Genomic DNA, 24,109 nt, shown 5'->3' with positions numbered 1-24,109 from the left:
ACCGCATGACGCCCGTCAGCGCGGCGGCATGCGAATGGCGCCGTCCAGCCGCACAGTCTCGCCGTTGAAATAGCCGTTCTCGACCATGGTCAGGACGAGATTGGCATATTCCTCCGGCTTGCCCAAACGCTTGGGGAACGGCACCGATGCTGCCAGCACATCCTGCACGTTCTGCGGCAGGCCCGCCAGCAGCGGCGTGTTGAAAATGCCCGGCAGGATAGTGTTGATGCGAATGCCTTCGGACATGAAATCGCGCGCGATCGGCAGCGTCATGCCCACCACGCCGCCCTTGGAGGCGGAATAGGCGACCTGGCCGATCTGCCCGTCCACCGCCGCCACGCTGGCGGTACAGACCATCGCGCCGCGCTCACCATCTTCCAGCCCGTCCAGCGTCATCATCCCTGCTGCAGCCTTGGCCACGCACTGGAAGGTGCCGACAAGGTTCACTTTCAGCGTCTTGGCGAAGAGTTCCACCGGCATGTGACTGATCGCGCCCGTTTCCTTGTCGCGGCGCACGGTCTTGCCGATGGTGCCGATACCGGCGCAGCATACCAGCACGCGTTCCTGCCCATGCGCGGCTCGCGCGGCGGCGAAGCCGGCATCCACCGATGCTTCGTCGGACACATCCACCTGGCAGAAAGTGCCGCCGATCTCTGACGCAACCTGCTGCCCGCGCTCCACATTCAGGTCGAACAGCGCGACTTTCGCCCCTTTGGCGGCGAGCGCCCGCGCGCTTGCCTCACCCAGACCGGATGCGCCGCCGGTCACCACCGCGCTAATCGAGGAATCGACCTTCATGTCCTGCAATCTCCCTTGTCCGGCCCCCGCAGCGGGCCCTGCCGCCAACGGTCCTAGAGGGCTTGCAGGGAGGGTCAAGCGCCACCGTTTACGCGAGCGAAACCTATCTGTGGTCAAACTGCAACATGACTGAAGCAATTCCGTCAGGAAGTATAATTGGAATTGAAACCAGTTTAACCTTCAAGCACGTCAGCAAGCAGCATCTTGCTAAACCCTTGCCTGGTCGCCCGGGGTCAACTTGCGATCAGTTAGGTACCACCAAATCCTGGCCGGACGATCCGGCCGCATAATGGGGACTGACCTGTGAAAATCAGAACCGCTCTTAGGGGCGCCACCGCGCCAATTGCTCTTTCCGTGGCGCTGGCCGCAAATCCCGTCCTGGCTCAGGACGCAGAAGATGTGATGATCACATCTCAGGACGACGATGGCGAGGACGCCCCGGTTTCGGCCGACGGTTCCAGCGGTGATACCATCTTCGTCACCGGTTCGCGCATCCGGCGCGACGAGTTCTCGGCACCGGCTCCGCTCACGGTCATCGATCCCCAGATCGCTGCGCGCCAGGGTCTGAACAGCACCGCCAATATGGTGCAGGGTTCCCCGATCGCCGCGGGTTCCGACCAGATCACTTCCGCGCTGTCTTCGGCCTTCCTTACCAACGGCGGCACCGGCGCAGAAACGGTTTCGCTGCGCGGCCTGGGTGCCGAACGCACGCTGGTCCTACTGAACGGCCGCCGCGCAGGCCCGTCCGGCACGCGAGGCGGTGTGTCCTCCTTCGATCTCAACGTCCTGCCGCAGTCCATTGTGGAGCAGGTGGACATCCTGAAGGACGGTGCATCCTCGATTTACGGTTCGGACGCGGTTGCCGGCGTGGTCAACCTGATCACCAAGCGCGACACTGACGGCATCGAATTCGACTTCTTCGGCTCGGTTCCCTTCGAAAGCGGCGGCGAGCAGTGGTCGGCCACGGCGACCTGGGGCAAGACCTTCGACCGCGGCCACATCTTGATTGCGGGCAGCTATTCGCGCCGCAACGAACTGGCACGCGGCGACCGCGACTACCTCGGTTGCGGCGAGAACTACGTCTTCACCGACGAAACCTACAGCACCCGCGCCGACCTGATTGACCCGCGCACCGGCGAGTATGCCTGCGAAGGTTCGGATTCCGGCAATACCTGGGGCCACGTCTGGACCTACGACTACACCTATATGGACTTCGACGGTGACGGCCTTGCCGATTTCGGTACGCCGGGCGGTTCGAACATCCCGGGCAGCGATGGCACCGGCGCTTCCTCGCTGTTCCAGTACAGCTACGGCGACGACAATCTCGGCAACTACATTCCGGCTGCGGGTCCGCGCACCCAGGTCGGTCAGATTGCCCTTCCCGAAGGCTGGTTCCCGGTCGGCTATGATGCCGCGTCGGCTGCGGTTACCAACCGCTACCACCCGCTGATGGACAACGATACGGTCTCTCCCGAGACCAACCTGTACACCATCTATATCGATGCCGCTTACGAGCTGGCCGATGGCATCGAGTTCTACACTGAACTGATGTACAACAAGCGCGACAACTTCGTGAACGCATCGGGCCAGATCTACCAGTTCGGCCTGGGCGAGATTTACGACTACTACTACGACTACAATGGCGACGGTCTGCAGACCAGCGACCCTTCCGACGGCTTTGCTTTTGACCCGTATGCAGAGGGTTTCGTGGGTGCCGCGCTGTTCAGCCCGACCCCGTTCAACCCACATGTCGATAGCTCGGTCGATGTCGATTATTATCGCGCCGTCGCCGGTTTCCGCGGTGATATCACGTCGAACTGGTCCTATGACCTTTACGGCCAGTATTCGCGCTCGGAAGGCACCTATCGCAACCAGACCGCTCTGAAGGACGCCATTGCTACGGCGAACTTCCGCAGCGGCACCAACGGCGTGCGTAACTCCGCCTGCCCGGATGGCCGGACGCCGGTCAGCAACCGCGAGTGCATCTTCGTTGACTGGTTCAGCCCGGAATTCAACTACGGCCTGTATTCGCCTGAGGAATTCGCGTTCCTGTTCGACTGGGACGAAGGTAACACCCTGTATACCCAGAAGTATGTGGAAGGCCTGGTTTCCGGCGACCTGATCGAACTCCCGTGGAGCGGAACGGTCGGCATCGCTCTGGGTGGCGCCGTTCGCGAAGACGAGATCAATGACGTGCCCGGCCCGATCCGCCAGGCCGACAACGGTTTCAACTTCGGTGGCGCCGGCATCACCGCCGGCAAGTCGGTGACGAAGGAAGCCTTCGCCGAAATCAACATCCCGCTGCTGCAGGACCTGCCTCTCATCCAGAGCCTGGATTTCACCGGTGCAGCGCGCGTCACCAATGTGAGCGCAACGCGTGCGTCCGACGGCCTGGAGGACACCTCCAACGGCAACTGGACCTACAAGCTGGCCGGCAACTGGGAAGTGACCGACTGGCTGCGCCTGCGCGCCACCTACGGCACCTCCTATCGCGCCCCGGCACTGTTCGAACAGTTCCTGGCCGACCAGACCGGTTCTCTGGGCCAGCGTGCTGTTGACCCCTGTATCCAGTACGATCTGCCCTCGAAGATGGTCCCGCAAAACATTCAGGATGCCTGTGCGGCTGACGGCGTGGATCCAAGCCACACCGGTGCCGGCGTGTCGCTGGCGGTGATTACCGGTGGTGGTATCGGCGTTCTCGAACCCGAGACCTCCAACGCCTTTACGGCCTCCGCTATCCTGACGCCGTCGTTCGCCTTCCTGCCGAACACGGACATCAGCATCGCAGTCGACTACTTCAACATCGAGGTGAATGGCGAGATCGCACAGCTGGGTAGCGGGGGCATTCTGTCGTCGTGCTACTCATCCGACTTCTACCCGGATGACCCGCTCTGCAATCAGTTCTACCGGTTCAGCGATTTCGACAACGGCACTGCGCCCGCCGAGATTGCTGCCCAGTATGATATCCCGGGTGGTGATCGCAGCAACATCGCAGTGGTGTTCGATCAGTTCTTCAACATCAATAGCCAGAAGAACGAAGGCGTCGACGTGACCACGCGGATCGTCCACGACTTTGCGGGCGACACGACCCTCACGCTGCAGGGCCAGATGACCTGGCAGACGAAGGACGACGTCGCGCTGTTCGATGGCTTCAATGAAGACAATAACGGCGAAGCCGGTGATCCCGTCTGGGTTGGCGACTTCTTCGCGCAGCTGGACACCGGTCCGTGGTCGCTCTTCTATGGCCTGGATGTGATCGGTGGCACTGACGACACCGAGGATTTCATCCAAGCCGAAGGCTCGCTCTGCCCGAACTATGTCACGCTTGGCACTGTGTGCGTGAAGCTGACGACTGCCGCGCAGTTCTATCACAGCTTCTCGGTGACGCGTGAGATTAACGAGCATTTCCGCGTCACTGCGGGCATGTCGAACATCACGGATAACAAGCCGCCGCGTACCACCCAGATCGGTGGCGATGGTACGCGCTCGACCGGTCAGGGCCTGCTGTATTCGCAGTATGACCTGCTCGGCCGCCGCGCCTTCGTGAACATCAACGTCCGCTACTGATAACTTCAGTATCGGCCAAAATCCGGGGCGGCGGGTGACAAACCCGCCGCCCTTGGTTTATTCGCATTCCGCAATTCGAAGCCGCGCACGAAAGAGAACACATGTCTCAGAAACGCACCCCGATCAGGCTGAAGGCCGATACGCTCGACAAGGAAGTTGGCAAGTTCAGCCAGCGCCGCCTGCGACAGTCCGTGTTCCTCAACTCCATCCCCAAATCGGGATCACACCTGGTAAAGAATGTCATGCGCATGTTCGTCCCCCTGGAGGACGTATACGGCAAGCATTTCATCCAGTGGGGCAATCTGCGCGAGCATCTGCGCGCTTTCGATCCGCGCAAGCCGCAGCTGAGCTGGGGGCACCTGATGTTCTCCGATGCGTCGGCAGCGCATACGGCGCATGCACGCAAGATCATCCTTGTCCGCGACCCCTATAGCTGGGTTCTGGCACGCGCACGTTTCTATGTGTCTGACCAGTTTGGCGACAATTCCTCGGTGATCAAGCAATCGGGCATGTCCGCCGACCACCTGATCAACCTGATGATCTTCGGCATCCATCAGCAGGCCCTGCCCATGCGCGAGATGTACAACATGACCGCCATCGCCTGGCGCGGCCCCAACGCCACGTGGATACGTTATGAAGACCTCGTCCACGCGGTGAAGAACGTCGACACTCCGGCCGGCGAAGCCTTCTTCAGCAAGCTCATCGAGCTTGCCGGCATCGGGCCGCTTCCGGACGACTGGCGCGAGCGGGTGAAGATCGGCTCCGACCGCGAACAGAGTGGCACGGCGCGCGAGAACCTGCGCGACATCAAGATCGAGATACCCGACAAGCTCAGTGACGAGCACAAGGAAATGATAGACTACGCCGCGCCGGGGCTGCGCAAGATCCTCGGCTACAAATGATACAAAAAGGGCCGGGATCGAAACCCCGGCCCTTTTTGGTTTGCAGCCTTAGCTCACCGTCATCGACAAGGCGCCATCGCCTTCGTCGATCTTGAGCGTCGAGCCATCGGGCACTTCGCCCGCCAGGATCATCTCGGCCAGCGGGTCCTGCAGATAGCGTTGCACCGCCCGCTTGAGCGGCCTTGCGCCATAGACCGGATCGTATCCGACGCGGCCGAGCCAGGCGAGCGCGCCTTCGGTCAGGTCGAGCGTGATCTTGCGATCCTTCAGCAGCTTCTGCACCCGGCCCACCTGGATTTTCACGATCGGCGCCATGTGCTCTGCCGCCAGGCGGTGGAACAGGATAATCTCGTCCAGTCGGTTGAGGAATTCGGGGCGGAAATGGCCGCGCACTACATCCATCACCTGGTCCTCGACATCGGCCACCTTCTGGTCGTCGCCAAGGTTGGAGAGGAACTGGCTGCCGAGGTTCGAGGTCAGGATGATCAGCGTGTTCGAGAAGTCGACCACCCTGCCCTGCCCGTCTGTCAGGCGACCATCGTCGAGCACCTGCAGCAGCACGTTGAAGACGTCGCTGTGCGCCTTCTCCACCTCGTCGAACAGCACCACCTGGTAGGGACGGCGACGGACGGCTTCGGTCAGCACGCCGCCCTCGTCATAGCCGACATAGCCCGGAGGCGCGCCGATCAGGCGGGCGACGGAGTGCTTCTCCATGAATTCGCTCATGTCGATGCGGACCATGGCGTTGTCGTCATCGAACAGGAAGGAAGCCAGCGCCTTGGTCAGCTCGGTCTTGCCGACACCCGTGGGACCGAGGAACAGGAAGCTGCCCAACGGACGGTTCGGGTCCTGCAGGCCCGCACGCGCACGGCGCACGGCCTTGGACACGGCCTTCACCGCATCCTCCTGCCCGATCACGCGCTTGCCAAGCACCTCTTCCATCTTGAGCAGCTTTTCGCGCTCGCCTTCCATCATCTTGTCGATGGGAATGCCGGTCCAGCGGGAAACGACGGAGGCGATATCGTCCTCGGTCACTTCTTCCTTGAGGAGCGCATTTTCGGTGTGACCTTCGGCTTCGGCGAGCTGCTTTTCGAGCTGAGGGATCTTGCCATACTGCAGCTCACCCGCCTTGGCGAGGTCGCCACCGCGCTGCGCCTGTTCCAGCTCGATGCGGGCGGCATCGAGATCTTCCTTGATCCGCGCCTCGGCATGGATCTTGTCACGCTCATTCTGCCAGCGCGTGGTGAGTTCGGAGCTCTGCTGTTCGAGGTTGGCCAGCTCCTCGCGCAATGCGTCGAGGCGATCCTTCGATGCCTGGTCGTTTTCCTTGGCGAGCGCGCTCTCTTCGATCTTGAGCTGGATGATCCGGCGGTCGAGCGCCTCGATCTCCTCGGGCTTGCTTTCCACTTCCATGCGGATGCGGCTGGCAGCCTCGTCCATCAGGTCGATCGCCTTGTCGGGCAGGAAACGGTCGGAGATATAGCGTTCGGACAGCTGCGCCGCCGCCACGATGGCGCTGTCGGTGATGCGCACGCCGTGGTGCAGCTCGTACTTCTCCTTGATGCCGCGCAGGATGGAGATGGTGTCCTCCACGCTGGGCTCGTCGACGAAGACGGGCTGGAAGCGGCGCTGCAGGGCGGCGTCCTTCTCGACATATTTCTGGTATTCATCCAGCGTGGTCGCACCGATGCAATGCAACTCGCCGCGAGCCAGCGCGGGCTTCAACAGGTTGGAGGCATCCATGCTGCCTTCGGACGCGCCCGCGCCGATCAGCGTGTGCATCTCGTCGATGAACAGGATGATCTGGCCGTCGGCGCCCTTCACCTCGTCGAGCACGGACTTGAGCCGCTCCTCGAACTCGCCGCGATATTTCGCGCCGGCGATCAGCGAGCCCATGTCGAGGCTCATCAGCGTCCGGTCCTTCAGGCTGTCGGGCACGTCGCCATTGGCGATGCGCAGCGCGAGGCCTTCGGCAATCGCGGTCTTGCCGGTGCCGGGTTCGCCAATCAGGACGGGATTGTTCTTGGTCCGGCGGGCGAGGATCTGCACCGTGCGGCGGATTTCCTCGTCGCGGCCGATCACGGGATCAAGCTTGCCGTCGCGCGCGGCCTCGGTCAGGTCGCGGGCATATTTCTTCATCGCATCATAGGCGTTTTCGGCGCTGGCGGTGTCCGCCTTGCGCCCGCCACGCAGCTCTTCGATGGCGCTGTTGAGCCCCTGCGCGGTTACGCCTGCGGCTTCCAGCGCCTTGCCCGCATTGGTCGTCTTGGCGAGCACGAGCGCCAGCAGCAGGCGTTCGACGGTGACGTAGCTGTCGCCTGCCTTTTCGGCGACCTGCTCCGCCTGATCGAGCACGCGCACCGCGTCATTGTCGAGGCCCGGCGTCGCTTGCGCGCCCGAACCGGTGACAGCGGGGATCTTGTCGAGCGCGAGGTCCACCGCCTGCACGGCAGCGGCGGCATTACCCCCGGCGCGCTGGATCAGCCCGGCGGCCATGCCCTCGTCATCCTCAAGCAGAGCCTTGAGCAGGTGATCGGGCGAAATGCGCTGGTGATTGTTGCGAATGGCGACGGTCTGCGCGCTTTGCAGGAAGCCCTTGGCGCGGTCGGTAAATTTTTCGAGATTCATGCGTGGTCCCTCAAGTCCTTTCCGCTCCGAGATAGTGTTGCATTTAAGCAACACAACCCCTTCTCATCCAGCCCACTGTATTATCCCATTACATCGGCAGGCTTTTGGCGGTTGCAAGTCCCAATCTCCAACCGCCCGCCTGCCCAAGTCACTGACAGACCAATCATGGCGCTTCGTCGATGGCGCCACCATGACACGGGTCAATTTGCGAAGGTGAGCGTGGGACTGTCTGCCACATTTCCCGATCCTTCACCTGCGGTGCTTCGCAGCGCCGCCTCCTGTGCTAGTGAGCGCATATGAAACCGACCTGCCTTCTTTCCGCCTTGCTCCCCGCCGCGCTGCTGGCGGGTTGCGCCACCACCGCCGACTATGCCGCGCCCGTTGCGGTCGAAACGCAGGCGAGTACGCAAGCGAACGACCTGCAGGCGCTCGTCGCGCAGGTCGATATTCCCTACGAGACTTTCACGCTCGATAACGGGCTGACGGTGATCGTGCATACCGATCGCAAGGCGCCGCTGGTGGGCGTCACGACCTATTACCGCGTTGGATCGAAGCATGAGCCGCGCGGGCGCACCGGCTTTGCGCACCTGTTCGAACACATCATGTTCAACGGCAGCGAGAACGTCGACAATTTCGATGTGCCGCTAGAGGGCGCAGGCTCCACGCCCACCAATGGATCGACCTGGTTCGATCGCACCAATTACGTGGAGACCGTGCCCACCGGCGCGATCGACCGCGCGCTGATGATGGAGGCGGACCGGATGGGCTACCTCCTCGGCGCGGTGACGCAGGAGGATCTCGATCGCCAGCGCGGCGTGGTGCAGAACGAAAAGCGTCAGGGCGACAACCAGCCCTATGGCCTCGCCGATTACCGCGTGCCCGAAGTGCTGCTGCCCGTCGGTCATCCCTATCGCCATTCCACCATCGGCTCGATGGCGGACCTGTCCGCCGCCTCGCTGGAGGATGTGAGGAGCTGGTTCCGCGACCATTACGGGCCGAACAATGTCGTGCTTGCGCTGGCTGGCGATATAGATGCGGTCACCGCGCGCGAGAAGGTGCAGCGCTGGTTCGGCGATATCCCGCGCGGGCCGGACGTGCCGAGCGTCTCAACAGAGCCGGTGACGCTGGCCGCGCCAGTGAGCGAGGAAATGGCCGACCAGGTCAGCCAGGTGCGCGTGACCCGCAACTGGACAGGACCGGGCCTCAACCACCCCGATGCCGAACCGCTGGAAGTGGGCATGTCGATCCTCGGCGGCCTCTATTCCTCGCGCCTCGACAATGCGATGGTTTATGGCGAGGAAGTGGCGACGCGGGTCTCCGCCCAGGCACAGACTTTCGAGCAGATGGGCTTCCTCTCCGCCGAATTCGACCTCATCCCCGATGGCGACCGCGCGGCGGCCGAAGTGCTGTTCCTTGCCGAGATCGACCGGCTGGTGAGTGAAGGCCCGAGCGAGGACGAAGTGCGCCGCGCGGCAACCCAGGTCATTTCCGGCCAGATCCGCTCGCTCGAACGCGTGGGCGGTTTCGGCGGCAAGGGCATGGAGCTGGCCGAGGGGCTGCTCTTCGCTGGCGATCCTGAATATTACCGCAAGCGGCTGGAGCGTATCGCCAGCCTGACGCCCGCCGATGTGCAGGCGGCGATGCAGCGCTGGCTGACGCGTCCCGCCTATACGCTCGCCATCGTACCCGGCGAACGTACGCTGGACGGCGCGGCGATGGGCGGCTGGGGTGACGAGGCGACCAACCCTCCCCCCGCGCCCGATGCAGGCGGCGGCGTGACGGCCGACCGCACAGGGCCGGAACGCGCCATTCCCGAAGTCGGCGCGATACCGCCGCTCGACTTCCCCACGGCCGAGCGCGCCATGCTCTCCAACGGCATCCCCGTCACGCTGGTCCAGCGCGACACGGTGCCCGCAGTGATGATCGCGCTCACCCTCGATGCCGGTTCCACCGCCGACAGCCCGGACGAAGCAGGGCGGCACCAGTTGATGATGGACATGCTCTCCGAAGGCACGACAAGCCGCGGCCAGCTCGAGATCGTGATCGAGCAGGAGGAGCTGGGCGCGGATATTTCCGCCATCAGCAGCGTGGATTTTAGCAGGGTCTTCCTGTCATCACTCACCAGCAACCTGCCGCAAGCGCTGGACCTCATGGCCGACATCGCGCTCAATCCCGCTTTCGAGGGTGACGCGTTCGACCGCATGCAGGCGCAGCGGCTGGCGGAAATCGCCGACGGGCTGACCTCGCCCGGAACGCTGGCTGGCCGCGCCATGGGCCGCCTGCTGTTCGGACCCGAGAACCCCTATGCCATGGCATCGACCAACGGCGATGCGGAGGTGATCGACGCGCTCACCGCAGCGGACATGCGCGCAGAGCATGACGAATGGTTCCGTCCCGATCTCGCCAGCTTCACCGTTGTGGGCGATATCGACATGGCGAGCCTGCTGCCGCTGCTGGAGGAAGCCTATGGCAGCTGGCAGGCGCCCGCCACGCCGCCGAGCCACAAGGCGATCGACGCTCCGGTTCCCGCGCCCGCTACGCGGCTGGTGGTGGTCGACCGGCCCAATTCGCCGCAATCGGTGCTGGTGCTCGGCCGCCTGCTGCCCCTGACCGGCATGGACCAGGGCAAGGAACCGCTGGAGCTGGCGAACGAAGTGATCGGCAACGGTTTCCTCTCGCGGCTCAACAACGATTTGCGCGAGACGCGCGGCTGGACCTATGGCGTCGGCTCCTCGCTGCCCGGCCGCGTGGGACAGCAGGCGCTTGTCGTATCGACCGCGGTTCAGGCGGACCGGACGGCGGATTCGATCACCGTGATCCTCGACCAGATGGCCGCCTTCCCCTTCGATCGTCCGGTGACCGACGAGGAATTGCAGCGCGTAACGCTCGGCAATATTCGCGGGCTTCCCAACAGGTTCGAGACCAATGGCCAGCTGCTGGGCGCTTTGTTGGGCAACCAGCTGTTCGAGCGGCCCGACGATTACCAAGAGCGGCTGCCGGAGATTTACAGCTCCATCACCGCCGACGCGATCAACGATGCGGCGGCACGCTATCTCCAGCCGGATGACCTCGCCATCGTTGTCGTGGGGGACAGGGCGGTGATCGACGAGCAACTGGAAGGCCTCGGCCTCGCCATCGAATATTGGGAAGCAGAAGAGCTGTGAGGCGATGACCCGGCTGATCGGCTTCAACAAGCCCATGGGCGTGCTGTCGCAATTCACCGATGCGAAATCGCCCACCAGCCGCCCCACCCTCTCCGCCTATATCGACGTGCCGCGCGTCTATCCGGCAGGCAGGCTCGACCGCGACAGCGAGGGCCTGTTGCTGCTGACCGACGACGGGCAGCTGCAGGCACGCATCGCCGATCCGAAGTTCAAGCTGCCCAAGACCTATCTGGTGCAGGTGGAAGGCATTCCCGATGCTGCCGCGCTCGATGCACTGCGCAAGGGCGTGGTGCTGAAGGACGGTCCCACGCGCCCCGCCGAAGTCGAAGCCATCGACCCGCCGGACTTGTGGGAGCGCGACCCGCCCGTGCGCTATCGCAAGAGTGTGCCCGACAGCTGGCTCAAGCTCACGATCCGCGAAGGCCGCAACCGCCAGGTCCGCCGCATGACTGCCGCCGTGGGTTTCCCCACGCTTCGGCTGGTGCGCTGGAGTATTGGCGACTGGTCGCTGGACGGGATTGCACCGGGAGAATGGCGGGATTTCAACGCGTGAAACGGCCCCGCAAGGCCTGATACGCCACCGCCGTCACCGTGTTCGACAGGTTGAGCGAGCGCACCTTGTCCGACACCATCGGCAAGTGGAACACCCGCTCACGATGCGCCTCGACAATGGCTTGCGGGAGTCCCTTCGTCTCCGACCCGAAAACGAGATAGGCATCGTCCGGATAATCCGGCGCGTAGAAACTCGCCTCGCCGAACTCCTCGAACAGGAATAGCCGGTCGCTACGCGGAGCACGCTCGGCAAGGAAATCCTCCCAGCTGGCATATTCCGCCAGCCGCACATGCTCCCAGTAATCGAGCCCCGCGCGCTTCAGCTGCTTGTCCGACAGGGTAAAGCCATAAGGCCGGATCAGCACCAGCTCCATGTCCAGCGCCACGCAAGTGCGCCCCACCGCCCCGGTATTGTGCGGGATTTCAGGGTGGACGAGGACGATGGACGCGCAAGCAGACATTGGTCATGTGCTAGCGCCTTCCGACCCTAGCGAACAGCGGCAGATTCGCTCGGCAGGAAACGGGCATCACTGTGCAAGACGCCGAGCAATATTGTTGATTTGTTAAATTTGCGCGGCATAACAATTACCAGAGCAAAACTTGGCGCAGGGGGGAGTGCCGGGCGGTTTCCGTGTGAGTTCCCCTCGCCGCATTAGGGGGACTTTCATGGCATCGAAGGGTCGTTTTTTCGCGATGGGCATTGCCCTGTCCGTATCATATTCGGGAGCTGTGCTGGCACAGGATGACGCAGCACCGGCACCGGCCGCTGAAGCTTGCGAACTGCATGTCTTCCCGACGATTGAAGGCCAAGCGCAAAACATCGGTTTCCTCTCGGCTGCCGGCGGTGTCATCGGAGCTGCTGTAGAAGCCGCCAACAACGAGGACCGGAATATTTCCGAGGCGGAATATCTGCGCGATGCCTTGGGCCCGCGCTTCCAGGTTGAATCCTTCCAGACAATTGACTTGCCTGAAGCACTTGCCCTCGCTGAAGGCACGCAGGTAATTTACGAAACGCCGATTGCCGACCGCAACATCACCACGCGAGTGAAGACGCGCCTCACCGAATCCACGGCTCCCTGTTATGTCGAACTGATCGTCACTCAGAACCTTTACCAGAAGAAGGTGATCTACGGTCGTTCGCTGAACAACCGTTTCATCTTCAAGGACTTCCGCAATGGTGAAGAAGAAGCGCGACTGGTGAAGGGACGTGGCGGCAATGGTCTCACTCATTTCCCGCCGGAAACCGTTGAAGAGCGAGAAGCTGCCGACGCCGATTTGCGGCAAGCCTTCCTCGCCAACTTTATGGAATACGCTGCGCGCTTCGTAGACTAGGCGACGCATCGATCAGGCGGAGCACGGCCACCTGGCCACTTCACAGGGCTGTTTGGAGCACCATGAAGAAAACACTGCTTACCGCAGCGGCGCTGGCCGTTGCTCCGCTCTCTCCCGCATTTGGCGCCTCTGACACAGACGCGATTGAGGCCGATGAACGCACCATTGAGACCAGCCGCCCGGTCGCGGTAATCCTGCCGCAGGACCGGATCGAAACGCTGATCGAACTGGGCCGCATCGCCCCGCTCTTTGCTGATGGTTTCTTGACCGCGCTGGTCGTCAATTCGATGGATGATCGCCAGGAGCGGCTTACCGAAAACGCGCAGACCGAGGCTGAAGAAACTGCCGCGCCTCTGTTTGCCGCGCTCGAAGGTTTCGATGTTGCGGGGTTGGCGCTGCAAACCACCGATGTCGCCCTCGCGTCGCCCGACTGGTTCAAGGCAGCCCCCGCCAGCCTGTTCCCGATGACAGAGACCTCAACCATCGCTGACTTCGCAGCGGCCAATCCGGCAGAAGAGCTTGCGCTGGCAACCTATCAGTACCAGCTCTCGCCCGACTGTACGCAATTGCGCGTGGTGGCGGACCTGAAACTGGTCGACCGTGAAGGACTGAGCGCGCTTTACAACCAGCAGATCGTCAGCCTCGTTCGGCTTGATCGACCAAGCTATGTTTGCGACGAAAACGTCGCGCAATGGGCTGATAATGGTGGTGCGCTTGCCAAGGCAGCGCTGGGAGATGCCTTCTCGCGGCTCGAAGCGGTCATTCCCCAAGTGCTCGCGCTCGATGACGCCGCTTTCGAGGAAGCCACCGATAAGGACCGCGAGAGCGCTTTTGGCGGCGGCTTCTACGGACCGCTTCTATTTCGTGACGAGCGTGGCCCGGTGATCTGGCAGAGAAAGACCGGCTTTATCGCAATCCAGGTCGCGCAGTTGCCCGAGCCGGCGGCAGAACCGGAGCCGGTGGCAAAGCCACAGCCTTTGGCAGCCAGCGGTGATGCCGCACGCGGTGAAGAAGAGCCTCTCGAAGAAGTTCCTGACACTGCAGAAACAACCGCCGAAGAGGCCGCCGAGGAAGACGCAACGCGCGACGCGCCATAAGGGAGCGCGCCGGTATCACGTCGAAAAGGCGGCGCGTCCTACCCCAGCTTTTCCTTCAGCAGCTGGTTGACCACCGCCGGGTTGGCCTTGCCCTGCATCGCTTTCATCGTCTGGCCGACGAAGAAGCCGAACAGCTTGTCCTTGCCGCCGCGATATTCTTCGACCTTGTCGGCATTGTTGGCGATGATGGTGTCGATCGCTTCCTCGATCGCGCCGGTGTCGCTGACCTGCTTCAGGCCTTCGGTATCGGCGATTTCCGCCGGGTCGCGGCCCTCTTTCAGGACGATTTCGAAGATCTCCTTGGCCTGGCCGCCGGAAATCTCGCCCTTGGCCTGCATGTCGAGGATGCTTGCCTGCCGCTCCGCTGTGGCGTGCGCAATGTCTGCCTCGTCACCCAGCGCCTTGATCACCCCGGGCGCGACCGAGAGGGACCAGTTGGCGACCTGCGTCGCCACGTCCTTCTCCGGCTTGCCGATACCCTTGGCGGTCGCCGCCAGCAGCGTTTCGAAGCGGGCGAAGGTCTCTACCTCGGCGGTCAGTTCGCGGGCGTTGTAGTCGCTGAGGCCCAGCTCGCCGGTATAGCGCGCGCGCTTGGCGTCGGGCAGCTCGGGCAGGGACGCGCGGCAATCCTCGAGGAAAGCGTCGTCCAGCTCCAGCGGCAGCAGGTCCGGATCGGGGAAGTAGCGATAGTCATGCGCATCTTCCTTGCTGCGCATGGACCGCGTGGTGCCGGTATTCGGGTCGAACAGGCGTGTTTCCTGCACGATTGTGCCGCCATCCTCGATCACGTCGACCTGGCGCTGCGCCTCATGCTCGATCGCCTGCATAACGAAGCGCACGGAGTTCACATTCTTCGTCTCCGTCCGCGTGCCCAGTTCGGTATCGCCGACCTTGCGGACGGACACGTTGACGTCCGCACGCATGGAACCTTCCTCCATATTGCCATCGCATGAGCCCACATAGCGCAGGATCGAACGCAGCTTGCGGACATACGCGCCCGCCTCTGCCGGAGAGGTCATGTCGGGGCGGCTGACGATTTCCATCAGCGCCACGCCGGTGCGGTTCAAGTCGACATAGGACATGGTCGGATGCTGGTCATGCATCAGCTTGCCCGCATCCTGTTCCACATGGATGCGTTCGATGCGGATCACCTTGTCTTCGGGGATGCCGACCTTCTCATCCGCGTCGATGGTCAGCGCGCCCTCACCCACCAGCGGATGGTAGAGCTGGCTGATCTGGTAGCCCTGCGGCAAGTCGGCATAGAAGTAGTTCTTGCGGTCGAAGCGCGACCACTTGTTGATCTGAGCCTCGATCGCCATGCCGGTGCGCACCGCCTGGCGGATGCATTCGCGGTTCGGGACCGGGAGCATGCCGGGCATAGCCGCGTCGATCAGGCTGACCTGCGCATTCGGCTCCGCCCCGAATTCGGTGGAGGCGCTGGAGAACAGCTTTGCCTTGCTGGTGACCTGGGCATGGACTTCGAGGCCGATCACGACCTCCCATTCGCCCGTTGCACCCTGAATGCGGTAGTTACTCATTTTACCTCGACAACCCTCACATATCGAGCACTGGCAAGCCTAAACTGACGATCTTCAGTTACGTCTGAACCAACGAAGCCGGCAGGCATGTCGACCACTTGCCAACGGCCTGGCTCGAGCCAGCTATTGTATGTCCAAGACTGCTCATTGGCATCAATCAACTCGAATTGCGTCACGACGTAGTCGCTAGTGTTGGATATCTGAACTGCCATTTCCATCTGAGGCTCGGCGTCACCGCCACCAACTTCAAATGAATCGGGCCACGCCTCGCGTTGGACATATTGTATGTCGAGTGATCCGTTTCGCTCGACTTCATGCTTCCTCCGGCAGGCAGCCTCTACGAAATCAATCGCATCTTCGCTGCTTGAGGAGCCGACTGCGTCAAGAACACAATCGTCATAACCACCACCAGAGCAGCCGATGAGCAAAGGCAGGACGGCCAACGTAACGGCCTCCCTCACCACCACTTCTCCGGCTTGGCCGTGAACCCGGCGCGCTGTTCGATGGCGAGGCCCGCGTTGAGCACGGCCTGTTCGTCGAAGGCAGGGCCGACGATCTGCAGGCCCAGCGGCAAGCCGTCCTTGTTGAGGCCCGCAGGCACACTCATCGCGGGCAGGCCGGCGAGGCTGGCTGGGACCGAGAACACGTCGTTCAGATACATCGCCAGCGGATCGTCCAGCTTGTCGCCCAGCGGGAAGGCAGCGGTCGGCGTGGTCGGGGCGAGTACGAAGTCGCACTTCTCCCAAGCCGCCTCGAAGTCGCGCTGGATCAGCGTGCGGACCTTCATCGCCTGCGTGTAATAGGCGTCATAGAAACCGGCGCTCAGCACATAGGTGCCGATCAGGATGCGGCGCTTCACCTCGTCACCGAAACCGGCGGCGCGAGTGGCAGCATACATGTCCTGCAGGCCCGCCTTCTCGGGCAGGTCGCGCAGGCCGTAGCGCACGCCGTCATAGCGTGCGAGGTTGGACGAAGCTTCTGCCGGGGCGACGATGTAATAGGCGGGCAGCGCATATTTCGTGTGCGGCAGGCTGATATCGACCACCTCGGCGCCTGCGTCCTTCAGCCAGGCGATGCCATCGTCCCAGCTCTTGAGGATTTCCTCGTCCGTGCCGTCCATGCGGTATTCCCTGGGAATGCCGACGCGCTTGCCCTTGAGGTCCGCATTGAGGCTTTCCGCCCATGCGGGAACATCCAGCTCAAGGCTGGTGGAATCCTTCGGGTCGAAGCCCGCCATCGCCTCCAGCATGATCGCGCAATCTTCCACGCTGCGCGCCATCGGCCCGGCCTGGTCGAGCGAGCTTGCGAAGGCAACGATGCCCCAGCGCGAACAACGGCCATAGGTCGGCTTGATGCCCGAAATGCCGGTAAAGGCGGCGGGCTGGCGGATCGATCCGCCCGTGTCCGTGCCGGTGGCGGCAGGCGCGATGCGTGCGGCAACCGCGGCGGAGGAACCGCCCGAGGAACCGCCCGGTGCCAGCTTGGCATTGCCGCCATCATTGCGCCGCCACGGATTGGCGACATCGCCGAAATAGGAAGTCTCGTTGGAGGAACCCATCGCGAACTGGTCAAGGTTCAGCTTGCCCAGCATGCCCGCGCCCGCATCCCACAGCTTCTGGGAAACGGTGGACTCATACTCAGGCTTGAAGCCTTCGAGGATGTGGCTCGCCGCTGTCGTCTGCACGTGCTTCGTCGCGAAGAGGTCCTTCATGCCGATCGGCACGCCGGCCATCTTGCCCAGTTCCTTGCCCGCCGCACGATCCGCATCGACCTTCTTTGCCGCTTCCAGCGCATGGTCGGGCGTGGTGACGATGAAGGCGTTGAGCTGTGCTGCAGCGGCGACTGCGGCATTGAACGCCTCCGCCACTTCGACAGCCGAGAAGGCTCCATTGGCCACGCCATCGCGGATTTCGCGAACGCCAAGAGATGTAAGGTCAGTCACACAAAACTCCGCTCGTGCTGAGCTTGTCGAAGCACCGCACTTCTTTCAGCGACGGCGCAAAAAACGAAAGACGGCCCTTCGACAAGCTCAGGGCGAACGGGGAAACAAGATTCCCCATTTACTCAATCACCTTCGGGACGCCGAAAAAGCCGTGTTCGGCCACGGGCGCATTGGCCAGGATCGCATCGCGCTTGCCGCCGCCGGTCAGCGGGTCGGCATCCACGACATCGTCGCGCAGGCGCAGCTTCTGCTCGATCACCGCCGTCATCGGTTCGACCGAGGAGGTATCGACCTCTCCCAGCTGCTCGACCCAGGCGAGGATATTGTTGAATTCGGGCACCATGTGGTCGAGGTCCTTCTCGTCCACATTGATGCGCGCCAGACTGGCGATCTTCGCCACTTCTTCTCGGGTAACGGACATGGCGGGAGCACTAGCCGCGCTGGCGCAGCGCTTCAAGCTATTCGGAAGTTGTTGCGGTGATGTGGGGGATATCGGGCTCTCCCTCGTCGATCGGCTGGCCCTGCGGTTTGCCATCGATGAAGACGTAGCACTTCGTCACCTCGCGAATTTCGACTTCGGAATCGGCGTCCATATTTGGTGCGGCTTCCGCCACCTCCACGGCTGGCTCCACCTCAACCTTCAGGCCATCGCCATCGGGCACCAGCGAAAGGCGCTGCGACGCGTAAGACTGCACGACCAGCACATCGCGCGCGCCCTCGGGTTCGTCCTCCAATTCAAGCACCACGCAATAGTCGTTGCAGAACCAGGGCGTCGCGCGAAGATATTCGCGGATCGCCGGCTCCACGGCTGGATCTTCCGAATCCACGCGCAGGACAATGTCGAGGTTCCTTCCCCGACGTTCCCACGGTGATGGGCGCAAGTCCTCGTCGCGCGCTTCGGCGGCAAGCTGCGCAACCTCGCCCTCGCCACTTGCCAGCCGGTCCAGCACCGCGCGCCCGCTATCGCCGAAATCCCAGCGCAGAGCGGCGAAGTCGAAATCATCCGGCAAAATCTTCCCCGCCTCCAGCCGCGCGACCTGGTTGCGCGCGGACACCGCGCCGAAATCGTGCCAGGGCAGCGCCAGCAGCAGGGCCAGTCCGCAGGTGGCCACAGCGAGATGCAGGTTGGCGCGGCGCAATTCGGCCGCCCAGCCTTGCATGCGCCCGCGGATCAGGCCCACCCACCACGCAAGGCCATAGGCCGTTGCGATCGCAATGCAGATCAGCGCCCAGATCCGCTCCGGCGACAGGCCGCGCTGGTCCACGCGGATGCCCATGGAAATCGCCGCGAACACCGCCAGCGGGAAGATGCCGGCGGCAAGCACCATAGCGGCGATCCGCTGCACCCTGTTGCCCGACATGGCCGCATCGTCCTCACGCATCACGGCGCAGGTGAGGACGAAACTGCCCACCGCACAGGAAAGCAGGATCGGCGTTGCCGCATCGGTCGCGTCCCACAAGGCCTGTCCACCAGAAGAGAGCAATGCGACGAGGAAGACGATGAGGCCCAGCGCCAGCGGCACCGCCAGCAGGCTGAGCACCAGCAGCACGACATTCTGCAGGCTGCCAATGATCTTGAGGTTGTTCCTCAGCACCCCGAGGCCGGCCCCGAAAGCCGCCCCGCTGAACATCCAGGCGAACCACTCCTCGTCCATCAGGTCCTCGATCACGTCGATGCCGACGAGATCGAACAAGCCGTTGAGCAGGACGAGCAGCAGCCAGCTGAGCCCGGTGAAGGCCATGGCGCCTGCGGCGCTCACCACATCGGTCCAGACGTGGAAATGGGTCAGTTGGTAACTGGTCGCCAGTTTCGTGTGATGGAAGCCCGCCTGGAACAGCGGCAGAGCCAATCCCGTCGCGAAGACCCCGGCGGCAAAGGCGAAATGCCCGCCCGCCGATGTCTCCTGCACACGCAGCCAGTGCCATGAGAGGCCGCCCATGACGAGGCCGATACCGAGCGCGAAGAGCGCAGGCTCCTTCAGCCGTTGCGGGCCGATGGTGAAGGCGGCGGCAATCGATCCGAAGAAGATGAAGGCAGCCGCGCCGCCCGCCAGTGGCTCGGGCTCATGATACTCGACCAGGAAGTAGATCACGAGGCCGGCCGCCGCCAGCAGTCCCGCCAGTATGGCGGGACGCAGCGGCCAGTCCTCTATCGGTTTTGTCGCCTCGGTCGCGTCTGCCATTTCCCCTCCCGGTACTGGCTTATTCGGGGGCTTGGAGACCCTCTGCCGCCATCACTTCGGCCATGACCGCATTGATCTGGTCGGCGCGCGCCTGCAGCTGCTCCTGCGTCATGAATTCATGCAGGGTGACTTCGAAGGTCAGGTCCGCATTGGCCGGGATCGGCGATCCGGGAGGCGGGTTGGGGCCATAGGCCATCTCGGACGGAATCTCGACCCGGTAGGTGCCGCCCTTCTGCATCTGCAACAGCCCCTCGCGGAAGCCGGGGACCACGCCGTCCAGCTCCATATAGGAGCCCTGCGGGATCAGGTCGCGAATCTGCTCGGGAATCTCACCCATGGGCGGCGAGCGGTCGAATTCGGTGCCGTCTTCCAGCGTCCCGACATAATCGACGAAGACCGCATCGCCTTCCTGCGGGGTCGGGCCTTCACCGGCGGTCAGCGTGGTAACGGAGACCGTGTCCGGCCGCGTGACGAACCAGGCCACCGCCCCTGCCAGCAGCGCGCCGACAAGCACGCCGAGCCAGAATTTCATCAGGGAGCCCTTGGCGATGGGCTGCAAGGGAACGCGGGTAACTTCGGCCATGAAATGGGTGATCCTGCAATGAAGAGCAAAGAAAAGGGGCGTCGAGAGTTTCCCCTCCACGCCCCGTTTGGCTTAGCCAGGCAAAAGGTGCAAGTTCTGCACCCCTTCTATTGATTAACGAACGCCGTCGCGTTCCATGCGCTTGCGCTCCAGCTTGCGGGCGCGGCGCACGGCAGCGGCCTTTTCGCGGGCGCGCTTTTCGCTGGGCTTTTCATAGTGGCGGCGCAGCTTCATCTCGCGATACACCCCCTCACGCTGAAGCTTCTTCTTGAGCGCGCGGAGAGCCTGTTCGACGTTGTTATCGCGGACGATGATCTGCATAAACCTAAGCCACCTTTTCTAATCTCGAAATGGTCAGAGCCCGCGAGCGATCGGCGCGGGGTGCACCATATGTCAAACCAATGAAAAACGCGCCGAATCCCTTGCGGACCGGCAATACGAGGCGCGCCCTAGGCGAAATGCGGGCGAAAGGCAAGTGCTGGCGCAACATGGCAAAGCGGCCAAATTGACCTGCCCAAATGGCTTTCGCTACCGCGCGCCCTCGTCTAATGGACGGGCCATGTCCATCACATCCCCCGCACTCGCATCGCTTTATGTCGCCGTTGGCGGTGGCACCGGCGCGCTCGCCCGCTACCAGATGGGCCGCGCGATGACCGCATGGCTGGGCCCGCAGCCCATGGCCATCTTCCCCTGGGCAACGCTGGCCGTGAACACGATCGGCAGCCTTGCCATGGGTATCCTGGCCGGCTTGCTGCTGCGCATCGGCGGGGAGACCGATATGTGGCGCCTGCTGATCGGCGTCGGCCTGTTGGGAGGTTTCACCACCTTTTCCGCCTTCAGCCTGGAGATGGCCATGCTGATCCAGCGCGGGCAGATCGGCCTTGCAGGAATCTATGCACTGCTGTCACTCGGCCTTGGGGTCACCGGCCTGATCTTCGGCCTTACCGTCAGCCGGATCGGCGCGTGAGCAAGGCGTCGAAGGGCTCCGATGAAGTCCGCCAGTTCACTGTCGCGCCCGATGATGACGGCATAAGGCTGGACCGCTGGTTCAAGCGCCACATTCCGCAAGTCGGCTTCGGCACCGTGTCGCGCTGGGCGCGCACCGGGCAGGTGCGCGTGGACGGCAAGCGCGCGAAGGTGGAGGACCGGCTGGAGGCAGGGCAGGTCCTGCGCGTCCCTCCCGGCGGAGAGGATAGCGGCAAGAAGCCGCGCAAGCGCCGCGAGCTGACGGCGGAGGAAGAAGCGCAGGCCGAGGCCATGCTTATCCGACGCACCAAGACCGCGCTGGTACTCAACAAGCCGCCGGGCCTCGCCACGCAAGGCGGTACCAAGACCACCAGGCATGTCGACGGATTGCTCGATGCCTATGCCGACGAGGACGAACCGCGCCCGCGCCTCGTCCACCGGCTCGACAAGGATACGTCCGGCGTCCTGCTCGTCGCGCGCACGCCGGGCAGCGCCGCTTCCTATTCCAAGCGCTTTTCCGGGCGCAGCGCCAAGAAGATCTACTGGGCGCTGGTGGTCGGCGTGCCCGATATCAAGGAAGGCTCTATCGATGCCCCGCTCGCCAAGCAGCCGGGCTCGGGCGGCGAGAAGATGCATGTCGATATCGAGGGCGGACAGCCGTCGAAGACGCTTTACCGCGTAGTCGATCGCGCGGGCGACCGTGCCGCATGGGTCGAGCTGCAGCCGCTGACGGGCCGTACGCACCAGCTGCGCGTGCATATGGCGGCGATCGGCCATCCGATCGTCGGCGACGGGAAATATGGCGGGCCGGATGCTTTCCTCACTGGCACGATCAGCCGCAAGATGCACCTCCATGCCCGCCGCCTGATCATCGACGAACCCGGTGGCGGCAAGCTCGACGAGACCGCCGAACTGCCAGAACACTTCGCCGCCAGCATGGAAAGCCTCGGCTTCGATGAAAGCCTGAGCGCGGCCGAACCCGACAAGGGCCCGCCGGAAAAGACCCGCGCCGAAAAGAAGCAGGACGCGCGCCAGCACGCCAAGCAATACCGCAAGGCGCGGCGCGGTGAGCGCAAGGGCCGCGCACAGGGCGGCGCGCGCAGCGGCAAACCGCCCAGGGCCGATGACAAGCGTGGTCCCAAGGGGAAGAAGGGTCCGGGCAAGCCCAAGGGCCGCAAGTGAGCATCCGTCTCGCGATCTTCGATTGCGACGGCACGCTGTCCGATGGGCAGGCCGCCGTCTGCCGATCCATGGAAACGGCCTTTGCCGCGGTCGACCTGCCCGCCCCCAATCCGGGCGCGGTGCGCCGCATTGTCGGCCTCAGCCTGCCCAATGCGATCCGCCAGCTCGCCCCCGATGCGAGGGAGGCGCAGCACATGGAGGCAGTCGCCGCCTACAAGCAGGCCTTCTTCGCCATGCGGCAGGACGGGAGTTTGCGCGAACCGCTCTATCCCGGGATGGAAGAACTCGTGCGCAACCTTCATGCGCGCGGCTGGGCGCTGGGCGTCGCCACGGGCAAGAGCGACCGGGGCCTGAAAGCCACGCTGATGGCGAATGGCCTCCTCGACATCTTCACCACCCTGCAGACGGCGGACCGCCATCCGTCCAAGCCCCACCCCTCCATGCTGCTCACCGCGATGGAGGACACTTTCGCGCCGCCCGCGCAGACGGTGATGGTGGGCGATACCGTGTTCGACATGGAAGCGGCCAAGGCGGCCAATGTGGATGCGATCGGCGTCGGCTGGGGCTATCACGAGGCGGATGAGCTGCTGGCGGCAGGCGCGCGCGCAGTGGCGCAGACGGCAGCGGAACTGGAGGAACTGATCGATGGCGCATGACCCGACACGCCCGCCTGGCGAGAAAGACCCGGCCAAGGCACGCTTCATGCTCATCAGCCTGATCCGGCTGGGCGGCATTGCCATGATCCTCGCCGCCGTGGCCGTGGCGCAGGGCGTGCTGCCCCTGCCCGGCTGGACCGCGTGGCTGCTGGGCGCGCTTGGCGTCGTGGAAGCCTTCATCGTCCCGCAATTGCTCGCCCGTATCTGGAGCACCAACGACCGGATGCCGCCGAACCAATGAAGCGCTTCTACAAGGATGTTTCCGTCTCGCCCGTCGATGGCGGCTGGCATGTCACGCTGGACGGGCGCGGGATCAAGACGCCCGGTCGCGCTTCGCAAATAGTGCCGAGCGAGGCGCTGGCCGGGTTGCTGGCAGAGGAATGGCGTGCGCAAGGCGAGAAGATCGACCCCAGGAGCTTCGTCTATCGCGACATGGCCGACTATGCGATCGACGTGGTGCGCAAGGACCGCGCGGATGCGGTCGGCAACCTGCTCAACTACTCGCAGACCGATACGCTCTGCTATCGCGGCGATCCGGAGGATCCGCTGTTCCAGCGGCAGGAGGAGCTGTGGGAGCCGCTTCTCAAAACCTGCGAAGCGCGCCACGGCATCACCTTCTCGCGCGTGAGCGGCATCATGTTCGACCAGCAGCCCGAGGCAACGCAGCAACGCCTGCGCGAAGTTCTGGACGCGATGGATGATTTCACCCTCGCCGGGCTGCAGACGATGACCTCGATCGCCGCATCGCTGGTGGTGGGGTTGGAGGCGCTGGAAGACGGCGCCGATCCGGAACAACTGTTCGCCACCGCCAATGCCGAAGAGGACTGGCAGGCCGAGCTATGGGGCTGGGATTTCGAGGCGGAGGATCGCCGCAAGCTGCGGCTCGAAGCCTTTACCCTTGCGCATGAATTTGTGAAGGCGGCGCGGGGCTGAGGTCAATCGCCATTGCGAGCGGCGAAGCCGCGCGGCAGTCCAGGGTACCGCGCGGAACGGCTCTGGATTGCCGCGTCGCTACGCTC

General features: G+C 63.5%; 21 protein-coding genes. 11 read left to right on the top strand and 10 right to left on the bottom strand.

Annotated features, from left to right (window positions below; genetic code table 11):
- Window positions 1–15: 15 nt before the first annotated feature.
- The gene (locus tag E5222_RS02300; protein WP_136692101.1) at window positions 16–798 is read right to left on the bottom strand and encodes an SDR family NAD(P)-dependent oxidoreductase; all 783 of its coding nucleotides are present in this window, start codon (window positions 796–798) and stop codon (window positions 16–18) included.
- Between the two features lie 354 nt (window positions 799–1,152).
- Between E5222_RS02300 and E5222_RS02295 the strand changes: the two genes are divergently transcribed.
- Both E5222_RS02295 and E5222_RS02290 read left to right on the top strand, forming a co-directional pair.
- Window positions 1,153–4,365 carry a TonB-dependent receptor domain-containing protein gene (locus tag E5222_RS02295; RefSeq protein WP_211196074.1) on the top strand — a complete coding sequence of 1,071 codons (3,213 nt, stop codon included), beginning with the start codon at window positions 1,153–1,155 and terminating at the stop codon, window positions 4,363–4,365.
- Window positions 4,366–4,466: 101 nt separating this feature from the next.
- Window positions 4,467–5,267, top strand: a complete 801-nt coding sequence (locus tag E5222_RS02290) for a hypothetical protein (RefSeq protein WP_136692099.1) — start codon at window positions 4,467–4,469, stop codon at window positions 5,265–5,267.
- Between the two features lie 48 nt (window positions 5,268–5,315).
- Here the strand turns inward: E5222_RS02290 and clpB are convergent, their stop codons facing one another.
- Window positions 5,316–7,895, bottom strand: a complete 2,580-nt coding sequence (gene clpB / locus E5222_RS02285) for an ATP-dependent chaperone ClpB (protein ID WP_136692098.1) — start codon at window positions 7,893–7,895, stop codon at window positions 5,316–5,318.
- A 296-nt stretch (window positions 7,896–8,191) separates the two neighbouring features.
- On the opposite strand from clpB, the gene E5222_RS02280 reads away from it, so the two are divergent.
- The gene (locus E5222_RS02280) at window positions 8,192–11,059 is read left to right on the top strand and encodes a M16 family metallopeptidase (protein WP_136692097.1); all 2,868 of its coding nucleotides are present in this window, start codon (window positions 8,192–8,194) and stop codon (window positions 11,057–11,059) included.
- Between the two features lie 4 nt (window positions 11,060–11,063).
- Window positions 11,064–11,612, top strand: a complete 549-nt coding sequence (locus E5222_RS02275; protein ID WP_136692096.1) for a pseudouridine synthase — start codon at window positions 11,064–11,066, stop codon at window positions 11,610–11,612.
- On the opposite strand, the gene E5222_RS02270 is transcribed toward E5222_RS02275, so the two are convergent.
- Window positions 11,602–12,072, bottom strand: coding sequence for a tRNA (cytidine(34)-2'-O)-methyltransferase (locus E5222_RS02270; protein ID WP_136692095.1), 471 nt, complete (start codon window positions 12,070–12,072; stop codon window positions 11,602–11,604). The genes E5222_RS02275 and E5222_RS02270 overlap by 11 nt on opposite strands.
- A 205-nt stretch (window positions 12,073–12,277) precedes the next feature.
- On the opposite strand from E5222_RS02270, the gene E5222_RS02265 reads away from it, so the two are divergent.
- Both E5222_RS02265 and E5222_RS02260 read left to right on the top strand, forming a co-directional pair.
- On the top strand, window positions 12,278–12,943 hold the full coding sequence (locus tag E5222_RS02265) for a hypothetical protein (protein ID WP_136692093.1): 666 nt from the start codon (window positions 12,278–12,280) through the stop codon (window positions 12,941–12,943).
- 62 nt (window positions 12,944–13,005) lie between these two features.
- Window positions 13,006–14,040 (top strand): hypothetical protein, encoded by a 1,035-nt coding sequence (locus tag E5222_RS02260; RefSeq protein ID WP_136692091.1) that lies wholly within the window; start codon window positions 13,006–13,008, stop codon window positions 14,038–14,040.
- Between the two features lie 38 nt (window positions 14,041–14,078).
- Here the strand turns inward: E5222_RS02260 and gatB are convergent, their stop codons facing one another.
- The 7 genes from gatB to rpsU form a co-directional block, all read right to left on the bottom strand.
- The gene (gatB, locus tag E5222_RS02255; RefSeq protein ID WP_136692089.1) at window positions 14,079–15,578 is read right to left on the bottom strand and encodes an Asp-tRNA(Asn)/Glu-tRNA(Gln) amidotransferase subunit GatB; all 1,500 of its coding nucleotides are present in this window, start codon (window positions 15,576–15,578) and stop codon (window positions 14,079–14,081) included.
- Window positions 15,575–16,021 (bottom strand): hypothetical protein, encoded by a 447-nt coding sequence (locus E5222_RS02250; RefSeq protein WP_136692087.1) that lies wholly within the window; start codon window positions 16,019–16,021, stop codon window positions 15,575–15,577. Before E5222_RS02250 ends, gatB begins: the two co-directional genes overlap by 4 nt.
- 14 nt (window positions 16,022–16,035) lie before the next feature.
- On the bottom strand, window positions 16,036–17,520 hold the full coding sequence (gene gatA, locus E5222_RS02245; protein ID WP_136692085.1) for an Asp-tRNA(Asn)/Glu-tRNA(Gln) amidotransferase subunit GatA: 1,485 nt from the start codon (window positions 17,518–17,520) through the stop codon (window positions 16,036–16,038).
- Between the two features lie 118 nt (window positions 17,521–17,638).
- Window positions 17,639–17,941: an Asp-tRNA(Asn)/Glu-tRNA(Gln) amidotransferase subunit GatC gene (gene gatC / locus E5222_RS02240; RefSeq protein WP_136692083.1), complete on the bottom strand. Its 303-nt coding sequence runs from the start codon at window positions 17,939–17,941 to the stop codon at window positions 17,639–17,641.
- A 37-nt stretch (window positions 17,942–17,978) separates the two neighbouring features.
- On the bottom strand, window positions 17,979–19,703 hold the full coding sequence (locus tag E5222_RS02235; RefSeq protein ID WP_136692082.1) for a DUF4153 domain-containing protein: 1,725 nt from the start codon (window positions 19,701–19,703) through the stop codon (window positions 17,979–17,981).
- 19 nt (window positions 19,704–19,722) lie between these two features.
- Window positions 19,723–20,286, bottom strand: coding sequence for an FKBP-type peptidyl-prolyl cis-trans isomerase (locus E5222_RS02230; RefSeq protein ID WP_136692080.1), 564 nt, complete (start codon window positions 20,284–20,286; stop codon window positions 19,723–19,725).
- Window positions 20,287–20,400: 114 nt separating this feature from the next.
- Window positions 20,401–20,607 (bottom strand): 30S ribosomal protein S21, encoded by a 207-nt coding sequence (gene rpsU / locus E5222_RS02225; RefSeq protein WP_136692078.1) that lies wholly within the window; start codon window positions 20,605–20,607, stop codon window positions 20,401–20,403.
- 238 nt (window positions 20,608–20,845) lie between these two features.
- On the opposite strand from rpsU, the gene crcB reads away from it, so the two are divergent.
- Genes crcB through E5222_RS02200 form a run of 5 tightly spaced genes read left to right on the top strand, consistent with a single transcriptional unit; the run spans window position 20,846 to window position 24,023 of the window.
- On the top strand, window positions 20,846–21,253 hold the full coding sequence (gene crcB / locus E5222_RS02220; RefSeq protein WP_136692076.1) for a fluoride efflux transporter CrcB: 408 nt from the start codon (window positions 20,846–20,848) through the stop codon (window positions 21,251–21,253).
- A complete protein-coding gene (locus E5222_RS02215) occupies window positions 21,250–22,434 on the top strand; it encodes an RluA family pseudouridine synthase (RefSeq protein WP_136692074.1) in 1,185 nt (394 codons plus the stop codon). The genes crcB and E5222_RS02215 overlap by 4 nt, the downstream gene beginning before the upstream one ends.
- The gene (locus E5222_RS02210; RefSeq protein ID WP_136692072.1) at window positions 22,431–23,090 is read left to right on the top strand and encodes an HAD-IA family hydrolase; all 660 of its coding nucleotides are present in this window, start codon (window positions 22,431–22,433) and stop codon (window positions 23,088–23,090) included. The genes E5222_RS02215 and E5222_RS02210 overlap by 4 nt, the downstream gene beginning before the upstream one ends.
- The gene (locus E5222_RS02205) at window positions 23,080–23,331 is read left to right on the top strand and encodes a hypothetical protein (RefSeq protein ID WP_136692070.1); all 252 of its coding nucleotides are present in this window, start codon (window positions 23,080–23,082) and stop codon (window positions 23,329–23,331) included. The genes E5222_RS02210 and E5222_RS02205 overlap by 11 nt, the downstream gene beginning before the upstream one ends.
- Window positions 23,328–24,023, top strand: coding sequence for an ATP12 family chaperone protein (locus tag E5222_RS02200; RefSeq protein WP_136692068.1), 696 nt, complete (start codon window positions 23,328–23,330; stop codon window positions 24,021–24,023). Before E5222_RS02205 ends, E5222_RS02200 begins: the two co-directional genes overlap by 4 nt.
- Window positions 24,024–24,109 lie beyond the last annotated feature (86 nt).

The sequence above is a fragment of the Alteraurantiacibacter aquimixticola genome (assembly GCF_004965515.1).
GTDB lineage: Bacteria > Pseudomonadota > Alphaproteobacteria > Sphingomonadales > Sphingomonadaceae > Alteraurantiacibacter > Alteraurantiacibacter aquimixticola.
Note: the sequence above shows the minus strand (reverse complement) of the source record. Positions and strands in the feature narration are given on the sequence as shown.